The following is a 15,031-nucleotide window of genomic DNA, read 5'->3' as shown; positions in this document are numbered from 1 at the left end:
GTTAAGAGTTTAGAGTTTAATAAATTTAGAGGAAACGTTTCCTCTAAATTTAAAGCGGTGGAGCCTTTAAAAACTTTCAACTTTAAATGTGGTAGTTATTTCCGTTTACGGAATTAAATTAAAAATAATAAGGAGGAATATTCTTATGAGAACTACAAAGAAAATTGTAGCTTCTGTGCTTGCTGTATGTATGCTCGCTTCAACAAGCCTTGTTACCGCTTTTGCGGCTAACTCAGGCGACGAGCAGGTCGGTGCCAACAATTACAACCTTGCAAATCAGGCTGTTGACACCGAATACACCTACAACGGCGGCGACCTCGGCGCAAATTACTCACCTGAGAAAACCGTGTTTAAGGTTTGGGCGCCAAGGTCTACAGAGGTTACTCTTAACCGCTACGCTACCGGTTCGGATTCCGAGCCCGGAGCTGCAAACCTCGGCACAGTGCCGATGGAAAAGCTTATGGACGACGACAAATGGACAGGCGTGTGGACAGCTACCGTAGAGGGTGACATCGTAAACACCTACTACACCTACACAATCACATCAACCCTTTTCGACAAGGCAGGCAAGGCTATTGCCGAGCCTCAGGTTGCCGAGACTCAGGACGTTTACTCGGTTGCAACCGGCGTTAACGGCAGACGTTCAATGGTCTGCGACCTCGACAGCACCGACCCCGAGGGCTGGAATAACGACGTTCATATCGTTCCCAATCAGCAGACCGACTCTCAGGTTTGGGAAGTTCACGTTAAGGACTTTTCGTGGGACAAGACCTCGGGCGTAAGTGAACAAAACCGCGGTAAGTACCTCGGCTTTACCGAGACCGGCACAACCATCAACAATGAGGGAAAAGTTGCCACCTGTATTGATTACCTCAAGCAGCTCGGCGTTACCACCGTTCAGATTAACCCGTTCTATGACTTCCAGTCAATTAACGAGGCAGGCTCTGACGACCAGTTTAACTGGGGCTATGATCCTCAGAACTACAACGTTCCCGAGGGCTCTTATTCTTCAAACCCCTACGACGGTAATGTTAGAATTAACGAGTGTAAGCAGATGATTAAGGCTCTGCACGACGCAGGTATTTCGGTTGTAATGGACGTTGTTTACAACCACACCTTCTCCTGCTCGGCGGCTGACTCCTGCTTCCAGGCTACTGTTCCTTACTACTATCACAGAATGAGAAGCACAGGCGTGTTCTCGGACGGCTCAGGCTGCGGCAACGAGGTTGCTACAGAGTTCGCAATGACAAGACAGTACATTGTTGATTCCTGCAAATACTGGGTTAACGAGTATCACGTTGACGGTTTCCGCTTTGACCTTATGGGACTTATGGACGTTGAGTGTATGAACCAGATTCGTGCAGAGCTCGACGAGATTAACCCCAAGCTCACAACATGGGGCGAGGGCTGGACAGGCGGAACCTCATACCACGACACAAAGACCTACACCGGCGAGAAGTTCTATGCCGCTACTCAGGCAAACGCCTCTAAGGTAAGCGACAGAGTTGCTTTCTTTAACGACCAGGTTCGTAACGGCATTAAGGGTACTGTTTTTGATATTAACGAAAAGGGCTTTATCGCAGGCAACACCTCTTATGCTAAGGCTATCCGCTACGGTGCACGTGCAAATACCGTTAAGCCGCCTAACGCTACCGACTTCGGCTGGACTTCATCAGCTCCTTCACAGACGGTAACATATGCAGCCTGCCACGATAACGCTACGCTTTACGATCAGATTACCGCGTCTACAGGCAAAAAGTGGGGACTCCGCGACGGCGACAGCGTTAAGATGAGCAAGTTAGCCTCGGCTATTCTCAACACTACACAGGGCGTTACCTTCTACCTTGCAGGCGACGAGATGGCGCGTACAAAGTTCGGTGATACAAACAGCTATAAATCATCACCCGAGATTAACAAAATCGACTGGTCAAACATCGTAAACTATGCCGATTTGGTTGGTTACTACAGCGGTATGATGAAGATTAAAAAGGCGTTTTCACCTCTCAGAGCGATGGATAAGACCTATGAGGACGCGTTTAAGTTCTTCAATACTCCGCCCAGCCTTGACGTAAACTCAAACAACGTAAGCTTTGAGATTACAAACGACACCGAGGGCGAGTGGAACAAAATGCTCGTTATCTACAATGCGGCTGCTACTGAACAAACACTTAATATCAGCGCTGCAAGCGCAGACGAGTGGGTAATCGTTGCCAACGACCGGCTCGCAGGTACAGACAGCCTCGGTGAGGTTGAGGGCAAGACCTTTACAGTTCCGGCGTATTCCGCTATGGTAGCTGTTGATAAGGAAAGCTTTACAGCTAACCCGATTGACTCCTCGGTAGGCAGAGTTAACGTGCAGTATAAGTACGGCGACGAGAACGGCGCTGATGTTGCTCCTTCCGTAACACTTCAGGGCGAGCTCGGCACAGGCTATCAGGTAGCTCCTTCAACAGGAATCGACCCGAAGTTTGAGTACTCTTACACCGTAGGCGACGCTACAGGCGTTTACTCGGACGATACCAAGACAGTTACCTTCGTATATTCCGACTATATCCCCGAGCCTCTCAAAACTAACGGAGACCTCAACGGCGACGGCGAGATTTCGGTTCTTGATGTAGCCCATCTGCAAAAGATTCTTGTGGAAAAAGCTCCTATGCCCAACAAGAATCTCGACTTTAACTGCGACGGAAACGTTGATATTTTCGACGCTATTATGATGCAAAAGCACCTTGCAGATTACAGTGTTGCCACAGGCGAGGTAGAGATTAACTATTACTACACCGACGACAAGGGCAAGGTTGACAAGTTCAAGGATTCGACAATTACAATCAACGGCAGAGTAGGCGAGAGCTTTAAGTCCGACCCTTATGTTGTAATGGGCTACGCCCTTGACGAGACCAAGCTTCCTCAAAAGACCGAGGGTCAGATTCAGTACGGTCCCAAGCTTGTAATTAACTATTACTATGTACCCGGCAACCGCGAGGTAGCTTTACACCTCAAGCACAGCGGTTCGCTGACCTTTGATCCGTACCTCTGGATTTGGGCTTCCGACCTCAGCGGAAACCACCTTGCCGACCAGAACTTTACAGGCGGTACATGGGCAGGAAAGCCCGCGCTTGACGAGGACAGCGACGGCTGGTACGACTACAACTTCACCTACGAGAACGTGAAGGACGGCAGTCTGCTGGCAGGTACTTACAACCTCATCGTTTCGGGCGGCTCAAACGGTGCTAACCAGACAAAGGACTACGAGGGCTTCAACCAGAATGAGATGTGGATTGTTATTAACGATTCCAAATACGGTGCTTCAAACGAATACCTCTCATTCTATACAGAGAATCCCGACGAAAACCCCGAAGCAGAACCATTTAGATAATTTAATCTAAAATAAACAGAACCGGCTCATTGATTTGAGCCGGTTCGTTTTTTTGAATTGATAATTGATATTTGATAATGGATAATTGAGGGTCGCTCCGCTCCGATTTAAAATATTTAAAGCCTCCACCGCTTGCGGGAAATTCCCCTGTTAGGGGAAATGTCACGAAGTGACAAAAGGGTTGCCGTTTTCGCCAGAAAAAGGTGGCATTTTCGCTTGCGAAAATGACGGAGGGGGCAGACGTTTTTGATATTGCCAACCCTTCCGTTACATTGTAGGGGCGTGCATTGCACGCCCGCGGAAACGATATGCGTAATTACCGAACAATCCGATTTTATCGCGATAAACGAACGCATAATTCGGCACACAAAACGTTTATATATATATCAAATGATTTGTTCCTGTCCTGCGGGCGGACACACAGGTCCGCCCCTACGGTGTTAATTATTACTTCCTATATATCGCGGTAAATGTCGTGCCGTCCTTTTCGTTGCTCTGCACGGTCAGTTTTCCGTTAGTGCTCTCAACAATCTTTTTGGCGATAGAAAGTCCCAAGCCGTAGCCCTTAGTTGTTCTGGACTTTTCGGCGCGGTAGAAACGGTCGAAGATATGCTCCAAATCATCCTCGCTGATAACGCTTCCGAAGTTGTTTACCGAAAACTCAACGCCGTCGCTGTGTTTTTTCAGCTTTATAGTGACGGTGCTGTTTTCCTCGGAATACTTAACCGCGTTGTCAATAAGGATATGAGATAGTTGGTTGAGCTGAGTGGCGTTGCCTATCAGAGTAACTTCGCTGTCTATCTGCGGATCAATCATAACGCCTTTTTCAAACGCCACAGGTTCAAAGTTTAATGATGTACCCTCGACAATTTCGCTGAAATCCACCTCGGACATCTCGACATTTGTTTCGCCTGCGTCGGATTTCGCGAGGAACAGCATTTGGTCAATCAGGCTCTTCATATGCTGAGCTTCTTCCTCGGTGCTTTCAAGCCACTGCTTTTCATCCTTAACGGTCGAATTTGTATGCGACATCATAATGTTGTTGTTAGCCAAAATAACTGTGAGCGGAGTTTTCAGCTCGTGCGACGCATCTGCGACAAACTGCTTTTGCTGTTCCCAAGCCGACTTAACAGGCTTAACAGCAAAGCTCGAAAGTAAAAAGCTAATTAAAAATATAATGCCCATACTGCCGATAAACAGCCCGAAATTCAGCAACAGGGTGTTCCTTAGATTAGTGTTAATTCCGCTCGAGTCCGCAAGTGCGATTGTATATCCATCCATACCGTCGAGCTTAACAAACATCAGGTTATAACTGCTAATCTGACCTGACATTTCCTTGCTCTCAATTGCGGTTTTAACACATTCCTTCAGGTCGGAATCCTCCATTGTGATGTTGCTTTCCTGAGTGTCGGTGATGTTTCCGTCCTTGTCGGTTGTCACGATTATGTACGAGCTAATCTGCACCGGGCGTTCAATATTGTCTCCGCCGCGCTTGCCAATCATATTGTTCTGAGGATTTTCGGCGTTGTTTTGTATCTGCACAGGCGCGTTTTCGCCAAACTGATTGCCCTTAAATACTTCCTTTTCGGCTACCATAGTAAGTCCGCGTTCAAGCTCGTGAACAGAGTTTGAGTAGCTGTTCACGCATACAACGGTAAAAATCAAAAGAATAACAATTCCGACAAGCAGCATATTTACAAGGATAATCCGCCGTCTTAGTTTCTTAATCATCCTTTATTCTCCAATCTGTAGCCGACCTTTTTAATCGCCTTTATTTCTGTAGAAGAATTAACAAAGTTCAGCTTACGTCTTAAAAATGAAATATAAGCCTCAACATTGTTTGAGCCTGCGTCGGAGTCGTATCCCCAAACCTTAGTGATAATATCCTCTTTTGAGAGTATGATATCGCGGTTTGCAATTAAAAGCTTCAAAATTTCGGCTTCCTTAAAGTTCAGGTGAACCGACTTTGAGCCTTTTGTGAGCGTGCTGGTAGAGGCGTTAAAGTTAAAATCACCGAAGTCAGCCTCGTCAATAATTACCTCGCCTCTGCGCCTTGTAAGCGCCTTTACCCTCGCCAAAAGCTCCTCCGGAGCAAACGGCTTGGTCATATAGTCGTCAGCTCCGCGGTTAAGTCCTGTTACCTTGTCGGACACTGCGTCCTTAGCCGTCAGCATAAGAATCGGAGTTTCAATTTTATTCTTCCTAAGCTCATACGCTACCTCGTAGCCGTCGCGGTAGGGAATCATAATATCTAATATAATAAGGTCGTAAATTCCGCTTAAGCCGTAATCAAGCGCGTCGTTGCCGTCGTAGACAACATCCGCCATATATTTTTGCTCGAGCAAAATCTGCTTTAGGGCGTTCGCCAGTCTTTTTTCATCTTCAACTATAAGTATGTTCATAATAAACCCCGCTTTCTATAATATCTATAGTATTAATTTTACTATAATTAAATATAGATAACAAGCCTTAAATAATCCTTAAGAAAAGTTTTTAAAATTAATAATTTATTTCTTAAAAGTTTTTAAGCGTTTTTTAAGTTTTAACCTTTATGATTAACTCAGCAAAGACAAGGGAGGCATCAATATGGGAATTCAGACAATTTTTGAGAGAACCGAAAAAAAGTACATCATCACAGTAAAACAGCGCAGACAGCTGTTAGAAAAAATCAGAGAGTATATCAAGGCGGATGAGTACGGCGAGAGCACGGTTTGTAGCCTCTACTTTGACACAGATGATTACAGGCTTATCCGAAACTCAATCGAAAAGCCTATCTATAAAGAGAAGCTCAGACTCAGAAGCTACTTTACACCAAAGCAGACAAGTAACGTGTTCCTCGAGCTTAAGAAAAAGTACAACGGCGTTGTTTATAAAAGACGTCAAACTCTTGAATACTCAACCGCTATGGATTACGTTAACGACGGTATAATGCCGAACGATTCGCAGATTATGAGAGAAATCGACTGGGCAATGCACTTCTACAACGGCTTAAAGCCTCAGATGTTCATAGCCTACGACAGAACAGCTTTTTACAGCAAAACCGATTTTAACCTCAGAATCACATTCGACAAAAACGTAAGATTCAGAACAGATAACCTCGAGCTTTCAAAGGGAAGCTTCGGAGAGAGAATTTTATCACCCGACATGTGCATTATGGAGATTAAGGCGCTCAAGGCAATGCCGATGTGGCTTACAAACGCGCTCAATGAGCTCAAAATCTTCCCCGGCTCGTTCTCAAAATACGGAACAGCCTACGCAACTGTAACTCAGAGAAATATGAACGGAGGTCGTTACTGTGCTTAACAATTTATTTTCTGCTATCTATACCGACACATTCACAATTCAAACTTATTTAATCTGCACGGCGGTGTCGCTGGTGCTTGGTGGATTAATCGCCTTCACCGCAAACTTCCGCGCAAAACAGAGCAAAAGCTTTTTACTGGCGCTGTTTTTGATACCGGCAATCGTTCAGACGGTAATAATGCTCGTTAACGGAAGCGTCGGCACAGGTGTAGCCGTAATGGGAGCGTTCTCGCTGGTACGTTTCAGAAGCGTTGCAGGCTCGGCAAAAGAGATTGTCAGCATTTTCCTTGCAATGGCAACAGGTCTTGCGACAGCTATGGGCTATATCGGACTCGCAATTGTGATTGTTTCAATCCTCTGCATTGCAATGATTATAGCTTCCTTCATCAGGCTCAAAGAGAAGGACGACCTTGTAAGAGAGCTTAAAATCACAGTTCCCGAGGATTTGAATTACGCTCATTCCTTTGACGATGTTTTCGAAAAGTACACAAAGACGTATAAGCTTCAGAACGTAAAGACAACAAATATGGGAAGTCTTTATAAGCTCAGCTACAATATTGAGCTCAAAAGCGAGGACGATATTCAGGACTTCATCAATGATTTAAGATGCCGTAACGGCAACCTCGAAATCTCAGTGATGATTCCGGCAGTCCCCGAAGTAACATTATAATTGATATCATCTAATTTTTTTAATAAATAATCTCCGCAGGCAGTCTGTCAGAAATGACATGCTGTCTGGCTTTTAAATAGAGTTTAGTGTTTAGAGTTTAATAAATAGTATTTCGATGCTTGCGTATGAATCAGCGCAAGTTTTCTTTAACAATCGTAGGGGCGCACTATAATGTGCGCCCTTGAAAGAGAACCGCGTTTATCTTACAATCAGTTTTAATCGTGATATACCAATTTTTCCTTTAATATAATTAAACTCTAAACTCTTAACTCTTAACTCTTAACTCTATCCTCAGCTTCTCTGCGCAAAACCCTTGATGTTCCTCTCCGAGAACTGTATCAGGTTAAACAGCGATGACGCGCCCTTGTCAAAGTAGCTCGAAATAATATCGGGCGAGAGGGCGAGCGACAGCTCGTTTTTCTCAATCAGCGTGTCGATAATTTCTAAATCAATTATCATCGAGGCAGAGGTCAGGTTTTGATATCTTCCTCTGTCAATCGAGAACATTGTCTGGGTATTTGTCTTGTCGGCGCAGTAAATCGTCCTGAAAATCTGGTACTCCGCGCACATAAGGTAGTTGCTGACCGCGTTGGTCAGCTTTTTTTCACCGATTTGCGCAAGCAGGTCAAAGATGACCGTAGTCGTGTTCATTATCAGCTTGCGGTTTACCTGATTAATCATATTACCCTGCAAGTGCTTGATTTCATCGCTTTCGGGGATGTCATCCGCGCTTACGGAAGCAGGCTTACGCTGAACCGTCCTGCCCAAAAGATAATCGGTCGATACCTCAAAGTAATCCGCCGCCTTTACCAGAAAATCAAGTCCGCACTCGCGGATCCCCTTTTCGTAATGCGACAAAAGCGCCTGCGAAATACCCAAATCCTGCGATACCTGCTTTTGGCTGAGTCCGCGTTCCTTGCGTAAAAATGTAATAATTCTCGGAAAATCACTGTTCAACACTTGACACCTCATTTTGAAACATAGTATAATATAGTTTGGTGATTGACAATCAATTGCCAAATACCATCTATTCTACAAATAGTATAATTGATTTTTTACTGTTTGTAAACAGAATTTTGGAGCTTTTATGAAAAGTTACGTTATTCATTTTATCCGCCACGGCGCGATTGACGAAACCTTATCGGGCAAGTACATCGGCACAACTGACGCGGAGCTTTCCGACAAGGGCAAAGCCGCCCTGCGTAAGCTCGACTACGAGTGCAAATACCCATACACAAAGGTTGTTTTTTCAAGCCCGTTAAAGCGCTGTACGCAGACCTGCAAAATTTTATATCCCGACATAAATCCTCTTGTAATCGCAAATTTAAGCGAGTGCAATTTCGGTGAGTGGGAGGGGAAAACCGCCGACGAGCTAAAGGACGATCCTGACTTTCAAAAGTGGCTTGCCGGAGATAACACCGTTAAACCGCCGAGGGGAGAGAGCAACGCGGATTTTGTCCGCAGAATTTGCAGAATGTTCGAGAGCATTGTCGAAGGCCTTATGAAAACCGGCACGACCGAGAGCGTAATCGTCACCCACGGCGGTGTAATAATGACCTTACTCGCGGTTTACGGACTTCCCCAGGCAAAGCCCTTTGAATGGACGATGGACAGCGGCTGCGGTTATTCGGTTAGGATAACGCCTATGCTCTGGCAAAGGGATAAAGTAACCGAGGTATATCAGCAAATCCCCGTACCTAAAGAGGACGAGGATGATTAATCAGTATAAAATATTTATTATATAAGGAGTAATTAAAATGGCAGACTACAAAATCACGCTCTTAAAGGGCGACGGTATCGGCCCTGAGATTGTAAATCAGGCTGTTAAGGTGCTTGACAAGGCGGCTGAAAAGTTTAATTTCACCGTAGAATACGACGAGGCTCTCCTCGGCGGCTGCGCGATTGACGCAACAGGCGTTCCGCTTCCCGATGAGACAGTTGCAAAGTGTAAGGCGAGCGACAGCGTAATTTTAGGCGCTGTAGGCGGTCCCAAGTGGGATAACCAGCCCGGCAATAACCGTCCCGAGGCAGGACTTTTAGGAATCCGCGGCGCACTCGGACTTTTCGCAAATCTCCGTCCGTCGGTTATCTTCGGACCTCTCAAAAGCGCGTCTCCGATTAAGGACGAGATTATCGGCGACAATATGGACATTATGATTGTTCGTGAGCTCACAGGCGGTATTTACTTCGGTGAACGCGGCAGGGGAGACGACTTTGCGTGGGATACCGAGAAATACTCTGTAGCTGAGGTTGAGCGTATCGCTCGCGTAGCCTTTGACCTTGCTATGAAGAGAAACAAAAAGCTCACAAGCGTTGACAAGGCAAACGTTCTCGAGTCCTCACGCCTTTGGAGAGAAACCGTAATTAAAGTAAGCAAGGATTATCCCGAGGTTGAGCTTAACCATATGTACGTTGACAACTGCGCAATGCAGCTTGTACGCAACCCCAAGCAGTTTGACGTTATCGTAACCTCAAACATCTTCGGAGATATCCTCTCGGACGAGGCGTCAATGATTGCCGGCTCAATCGGTATGCTCGCTTCAGCAAGCCTTTCAGGCGGTAAGCTCGGACTTTACGAGCCTATCCACGGCTCTGCTCCGGATATCGCAGGCAAGGGTATTGCAAATCCTCTCGCGACCATACTTTCAGTCGCTATGATGCTCAGATATTCCCTTAATCAGCCCGAGGCTGCAGAGGCAATCGAAGCGGCTGTGTCTAAGGTTCTTCTTAACAACCGCACACCCGATATTTACGAAGACGGAATGAACAAGGTAAGCTGCGAGCAGATGGGCGACCTTGTTTGCGCAGAGCTTTAACCGGTGATATTCTATGCAGTTTTATGATATGCACTCTCACATTCTGCCGGCATTTGACGACGGCGCAAAGACGGTTGAGGACAGCATAAGCCTGATTGAAAGCCTAAAAAGCCAGGGCGTTACAAATATCTGCCTTACGCCGCACTTCTACACAAACGAGCGCAGCCTTGAACGTTTTTTGGAAAAGCGCGCAAGGGCGTTTGAGAAGTTTAAGCCGTATATTCCCGACGATGTGAACCTTGTGCTCGGAACAGAGGTTTATGTTACGAGCTATCTGTTTAACAACGATGATTTATCGCAGATAACCTACGGCAAATCAAATTATATTCTGACGGAATTTCCGTATAGTATGCAGTTTAACGAGAAGGATATGCAGTGGATTTATATCCTCATGCAGAATCACAGGCTAATCCCTGTTATTCCGCACGTTGAGCGTTACGAATACCTGATGAGCCACAACGACATTATCCGCGATTTAAAGGATTTGGGAGTTGTTATCCAGACGAATATCAGCAACTACACCGACAAAGCGTCGTTCTTCAAAAAGCGCAAGCTGCTTAAGATGATTGACGGCGGTTTGATTGATATTCTCGGCTCGGACACCCATTCCTTTACTCACAGTACCCCCGAGGTTTTCTCTCAGGCGTGTAAAACTATCGAAGCAAAGTGCGGCAGGCATACGCTCAGAAATATGATGCGCAATTCCAAAAAGATTTTCAACGCCGCAACAGGCTATGAAGAAGTATAATAAACACAAAATAAAGGAGCCGAATTTTGGCTCCTTTTTACGTTATTTAATACTATTCTCTGATAGAAATTAGACAACTTTCTATCAGAGAATAGTATCAGAAGGCGTTTAGGTTACAATTTTTTTTGAAAAAAATATAAAAATTTTTCTGAATAAAAGAAAAGGAGCCGATTTCTCAGCTCCTTTAGTGTGTATTTAATATCAATTATTTTGCCTTCGCCTGCCTGCGCGCTTCAATTTTAGCGTTGAACTCTGCAACGTCGTCCTTTTTAACCTTGCTGAACCAACCCAGCTTTTTGCTTGCGAAAATCATAAAAGCGAGGTAAATCAATGCGCAAACGGCAGTAAGAATTGTAGATGCTATTTCCACATCTTTTGAAATACCGCCGATTCCGAATCCGGTTAAGTAAAACGCAACCATATTGTTCACAATATGCAGTGCAGAGCTTGCCTCAAGACCTTTAGTGAAATAAGCGCAAAAACCGAGTATCAAACCGAAAATCGCTACAGATATTACACCGACAATGTTGTACGGGTGCATTATCGCAAAGCAAATTGTCTGCAAAATAACCGGAATAACCGGGAGCTTAATCCACGAGCCGAACATCTGCATTAAGTGACCGCGGAAAACATATTCCTCGGCAACGCACTGCAACGGTCCTAAAATTGTGCAGATGATAAATCCGAATACCGTAAATTTATTTACACCTGTTTTTTCATCGTATATTAACGAAGCAATAATTATCGGAAGTCCCAAAACGATGAGAGCGACAACCATACATTTGAAAAATTCAACAAAGTTAAATCCGCCTCTCGATGACGAATATGATGAGAACGGACGGCTGTTTACAATCCTGTTACTGAGTAAAAGCGCAGGAATAAAGCATGTAATCGAGCCGAGCGACATAATAGCCCCGACAGGTGAGTAAGCGTCAAAGCCGTCATATCCGCCTGTAAGCGAAGCCATAAATGATTGCGGACTGTAACCCTGAGATACCGCGAGAACAAACCCTATTATGCTTAGCACAACGGTGAATACAAAAAAGAATGCACCGCCCAAAAGTGTTACAAGAAGCGGCTTGTACCACTTGTACAGCAAAAATTGCTTTGGATAGCTCAGATAATCGCGTACATTTGAATTGTTTTTTGAACCCATATATAAACCTCTTTCAATTTGGTGATTTAATTATATAATAATGCAATCTTAATGTCAAATTACAAAATAGTAAAAATCAAGTGAACTTTAATTCTTTTCGCTCGCCTTCGAGTCCGGTCGCCTTCTTGCTTGTAAAAACAACAAGACACCCTAAGAGGTGTCTTGTTTTGTTGGTGCCGGTGACCTGTGCACCATAAAACTAATGTATCTGCTCGTTTTATGCGGTGTGTATTAATCTATAAGTAAGCGTAGCTCTCTCGCGGAAAACAGTCCACGGGACTGTTTTCTTTTCGCTCGCCTTCGAGTCCGGTCACCTAATTGCTGGTAAAATAAAAGCCAGACACCCTTTTGGGTATCTGGTTTTTATGGTGCCGGTGACCGGACTCGAACCGGTACGGTATCGCTACCGGCGGATTTTGAGTCCGCTACGTCTGCCAATTCCATCACACCGGCAAATTTACCGAGATTTATTATACTATATGTTTCGAAAAAAATCAAGTGATATTTTTTATATTGATAGATTATATCAATAAAGTAAAAAATATCCAATAATTCAGCCTATATTAAGCATATTTTATATCATTCATAAAAATTTATTTTTAATTCTAATTCAGCTAAAAAAATCTGCGGAGTTATACTATAATATACCTTGTATTGTTATTTTAAATTTCATATTTATATGGAGGAATCATAATGGATAAGAAAGAGCTTATGTACGAAGGCAAGGCAAAAAAGGTATATTCTACCGAGGATCCCGCATACTGCATCGTTTCCTACAAGGACGACGCTACCGCTTTTAACGGCGAGAAAAAGGGAACAATCGTAGGCAAGGGCGTTGTTAACAACCGTATGAGCAACTTTATGTTCAAGCTGCTCGAGAAAAACGGAATTCCCACAGACTTTGTTGAGGAGCTTAACGACCGTGACGCGGTTCTTAAAAGAGTAGAAATCGTACCTCTCGAGGTAATTGTCCGCAACAAGGCGGCAGGTTCGTTCTCAAAGCGCTTCGGCGTTCCCGAGGGAACAGCATTTAAAAATCCTACACTCGAATATTGCCTTAAGGACGACGATCTCGGTGATCCTATGATTAACGACAGCCAGATTATCGCAATCGGCGCGGCTACTAAGGACGAGCTCGACACAATCGCCAAGTACACTCTTAAAATCAACGAGGTTATGCTTGACTTCTTCAAGCAGTGCAAGGTTGACCTTATCGACTTTAAGATTGAGTTCGGCAGACTTCCCGACGGCACAATCATTCTCGCTGACGAAATCTCACCCGACACCTGCCGTTTCTGGGATGTTGAGACAGGCGAAAAGCTCGACAAAGACCGTTTCCGCAGAGATATGGGCGGTGTAGAAGAGGCTTATGCCGAGATGATGAAGCGCGTAGGACTCGGTGAATAATCTATAATTAAGATAGAAATTACGGGTATAAAAATAATCGGATGGTGAAATCTTGAATTATTCTTTCGATAATTACGCAAAGGAAGGCCTGCACGAGGAGTGCGGAGTCTTCGGAATATTCAGCGACGGTACAATTCCGCCTGCAAACGCTTGTTATAACGGACTTCTTGCGCTTCAGCACAGAGGTCAGGAGAGCTGCGGAATTGCCGTTACCGACGACGGTGTAATTGATTATCATAAAAATATGGGTCTGGTTACCGAGGTATTCAACAACAGTATTCTTGATTCGCTCCCGGGCCAGATGGGTATTTCTCACGTTCGTTATTCAACAGCAGGCGGCTCTGTGCTTGAAAATGCGCAGCCGCTTGTTATGCGTTATGTAAAGGGTACCTTGGCGGTTGCCCATAACGGAAATCTCACCAACGCGGTCGAAATCCGCCGTGAGCTTGAGCAGACAGGTGCGATTTTCCAGACGACAATCGACTCCGAGGTTATCTGTTACGTAATCGCACGCGAGCGTTTGAAGTGCCACAGCGTTGAGGAAGCCGTTGCGGCGGCTATGCAGAAGATTAAAGGCGCGTATTCTCTGCTTGTAATGAGCCCGAGAAAGCTTATAGCTGCACGCGATCCTCACGGTTTCAGACCGCTCTGCATCGGAAAATACAACAATTCCTATGTTTTCGCGAGCGAGAGCGCGGCGCTTGACGCCTGCGGAGCAGAGTTTGTTCGCGACGTTGAACCCGGTGAGATTGTTGTGGCAGACGGCGACGGAATTCGCAGCATCAAGCCGGATTTCGGAGAAAAGAAAAAATCACTCTGTATATTTGAATATATTTATTTTGCACGCAGCGATTCATTCATCGACGGCGTAAGCGTATATGAAAGCCGCAAGCAGGCAGGACGAATTCTTGCAAGGGAATTTCCTGTCGAGGCGGATATGGTCATCGGCGTTCCCGAGTCGGGAATTGACGCGGCTATCGGTTATTCCGAGGAATCGGGAATTCCGTACGAAAAGGCGATTGTCAAGAACGGCTACATCGGCAGAACCTTTATCAAGCCCACTCAGAGCGACCGTATGAAGAGCGTCCGCATTAAGCTCAACCCAATCGCCGATATGGTAAGGGGCAAGCGCGTCGTTATGATTGACGACAGTATTGTCCGCGGAACTACCATCGACCGCATTGTTACAATGCTGCGCGAGGCAGGCGCAAAAGAGGTTCATATGCGCATAAGCTCGCCGCCGTTTATGTGGCCGTGCTACTACGGAACGGATATTCCGTCAAGGGGCGAATTGATTGCCTGCAACCACAGTATCGAGGAGATTACAAAGCTCAGCGGAGCGGATTCCCTTGGTTATCTCCCTGTTGAGTGCCTTTCTGAAATGCTAAACTACAAGAATGTTGATTTCTGCGACGGCTGTTTTACAGGCAAATATCCTGCCGACATTACCCACGAAACCTTCAAGGGTAAGGAACGTGGCGGAATGAATTTTGATAAGGATAAAAAAGAGAATTGTCAGGGCAGCGATAAATAATACGCTGTCGGAAAGGATATA

General features: G+C 45.2%; 12 protein-coding genes and 1 tRNA gene. 8 read left to right on the top strand and 5 right to left on the bottom strand.

Annotated elements, in window-relative coordinates; genetic code table 11:
- Positions 1–145: 145 nt before the first annotated feature.
- Positions 146–3,376 carry a type I pullulanase gene (pulA, locus tag AB1I50_RS01620; RefSeq protein ID WP_407724466.1) on the top strand — a complete coding sequence of 1,077 codons (3,231 nt, stop codon included), beginning with the start codon at positions 146–148 and terminating at the stop codon, positions 3,374–3,376.
- 447 nt (positions 3,377–3,823) lie between these two features.
- On the opposite strand, the gene AB1I50_RS01615 is transcribed toward pulA, so the two are convergent.
- Together AB1I50_RS01615 and AB1I50_RS01610 are read right to left on the bottom strand one after the other, a co-directional pair.
- On the bottom strand, positions 3,824–5,107 hold the full coding sequence (locus AB1I50_RS01615; RefSeq protein WP_407724465.1) for a sensor histidine kinase: 1,284 nt from the start codon (positions 5,105–5,107) through the stop codon (positions 3,824–3,826).
- Complete coding sequence (locus AB1I50_RS01610; protein WP_407724464.1) at positions 5,104–5,778, bottom strand: response regulator transcription factor; 675 nt, start codon at positions 5,776–5,778, stop codon at positions 5,104–5,106. The genes AB1I50_RS01615 and AB1I50_RS01610 overlap by 4 nt, the downstream gene beginning before the upstream one ends.
- Before the next feature lie 184 nt (positions 5,779–5,962).
- On the opposite strand from AB1I50_RS01610, the gene AB1I50_RS01605 reads away from it, so the two are divergent.
- Together AB1I50_RS01605 and AB1I50_RS01600 are read left to right on the top strand one after the other, a co-directional pair.
- Positions 5,963–6,679, top strand: a complete 717-nt coding sequence (locus AB1I50_RS01605) for a polyphosphate polymerase domain-containing protein (protein WP_407724463.1) — start codon at positions 5,963–5,965, stop codon at positions 6,677–6,679.
- Positions 6,672–7,349: a DUF4956 domain-containing protein gene (locus tag AB1I50_RS01600; protein WP_407724462.1), complete on the top strand. Its 678-nt coding sequence runs from the start codon at positions 6,672–6,674 to the stop codon at positions 7,347–7,349. The genes AB1I50_RS01605 and AB1I50_RS01600 overlap by 8 nt, the downstream gene beginning before the upstream one ends.
- A 291-nt stretch (positions 7,350–7,640) precedes the next feature.
- Here the strand turns inward: AB1I50_RS01600 and AB1I50_RS01595 are convergent, their stop codons facing one another.
- Complete coding sequence (locus AB1I50_RS01595) at positions 7,641–8,309, bottom strand: helix-turn-helix domain-containing protein (RefSeq protein WP_407724461.1); 669 nt, start codon at positions 8,307–8,309, stop codon at positions 7,641–7,643.
- Between the two features lie 127 nt (positions 8,310–8,436).
- Here AB1I50_RS01595 and AB1I50_RS01590 point away from each other — a divergent pair, with 127 nt between their 5' ends.
- The 3 genes from AB1I50_RS01590 to AB1I50_RS01580 are packed head-to-tail and all read left to right on the top strand — an operon-like array spanning position 8,437 to position 10,913.
- Positions 8,437–9,069: a histidine phosphatase family protein gene (locus AB1I50_RS01590; RefSeq protein ID WP_407724460.1), complete on the top strand. Its 633-nt coding sequence runs from the start codon at positions 8,437–8,439 to the stop codon at positions 9,067–9,069.
- Between the two features lie 37 nt (positions 9,070–9,106).
- Positions 9,107–10,165: a 3-isopropylmalate dehydrogenase gene (leuB, locus tag AB1I50_RS01585; protein WP_407724459.1), complete on the top strand. Its 1,059-nt coding sequence runs from the start codon at positions 9,107–9,109 to the stop codon at positions 10,163–10,165.
- Between the two features lie 13 nt (positions 10,166–10,178).
- A complete protein-coding gene (locus AB1I50_RS01580; protein WP_407724458.1) occupies positions 10,179–10,913 on the top strand; it encodes a CpsB/CapC family capsule biosynthesis tyrosine phosphatase in 735 nt (244 codons plus the stop codon).
- A gap of 205 nt (positions 10,914–11,118) precedes the next feature.
- Here the strand turns inward: AB1I50_RS01580 and AB1I50_RS01575 are convergent, their stop codons facing one another.
- A complete protein-coding gene (locus AB1I50_RS01575; RefSeq protein WP_407724457.1) occupies positions 11,119–12,069 on the bottom strand; it encodes a CPBP family intramembrane glutamic endopeptidase in 951 nt (316 codons plus the stop codon).
- Between the two features lie 366 nt (positions 12,070–12,435).
- Positions 12,436–12,522, bottom strand: a tRNA-Leu gene (locus AB1I50_RS01570).
- Positions 12,523–12,762: 240 nt separating this feature from the next.
- Here AB1I50_RS01570 and purC point away from each other — a divergent pair.
- Positions 12,763–13,476: a phosphoribosylaminoimidazolesuccinocarboxamide synthase gene (gene purC / locus AB1I50_RS01565; RefSeq protein ID WP_407724456.1), complete on the top strand. Its 714-nt coding sequence runs from the start codon at positions 12,763–12,765 to the stop codon at positions 13,474–13,476.
- 49 nt (positions 13,477–13,525) lie between these two features.
- Positions 13,526–15,010 (top strand): amidophosphoribosyltransferase, encoded by a 1,485-nt coding sequence (purF, locus tag AB1I50_RS01560; RefSeq protein WP_407725309.1) that lies wholly within the window; start codon positions 13,526–13,528, stop codon positions 15,008–15,010.
- Positions 15,011–15,031 lie beyond the last annotated feature (21 nt).

The organism is Ruminococcus sp. NATIVEDY161, from assembly GCF_045819895.1.
GTDB lineage: Bacteria > Bacillota > Clostridia > Oscillospirales > Acutalibacteraceae > Ruminococcoides.
Note: the sequence above shows the minus strand (reverse complement) of the source record. Positions and strands in the feature narration are given on the sequence as shown.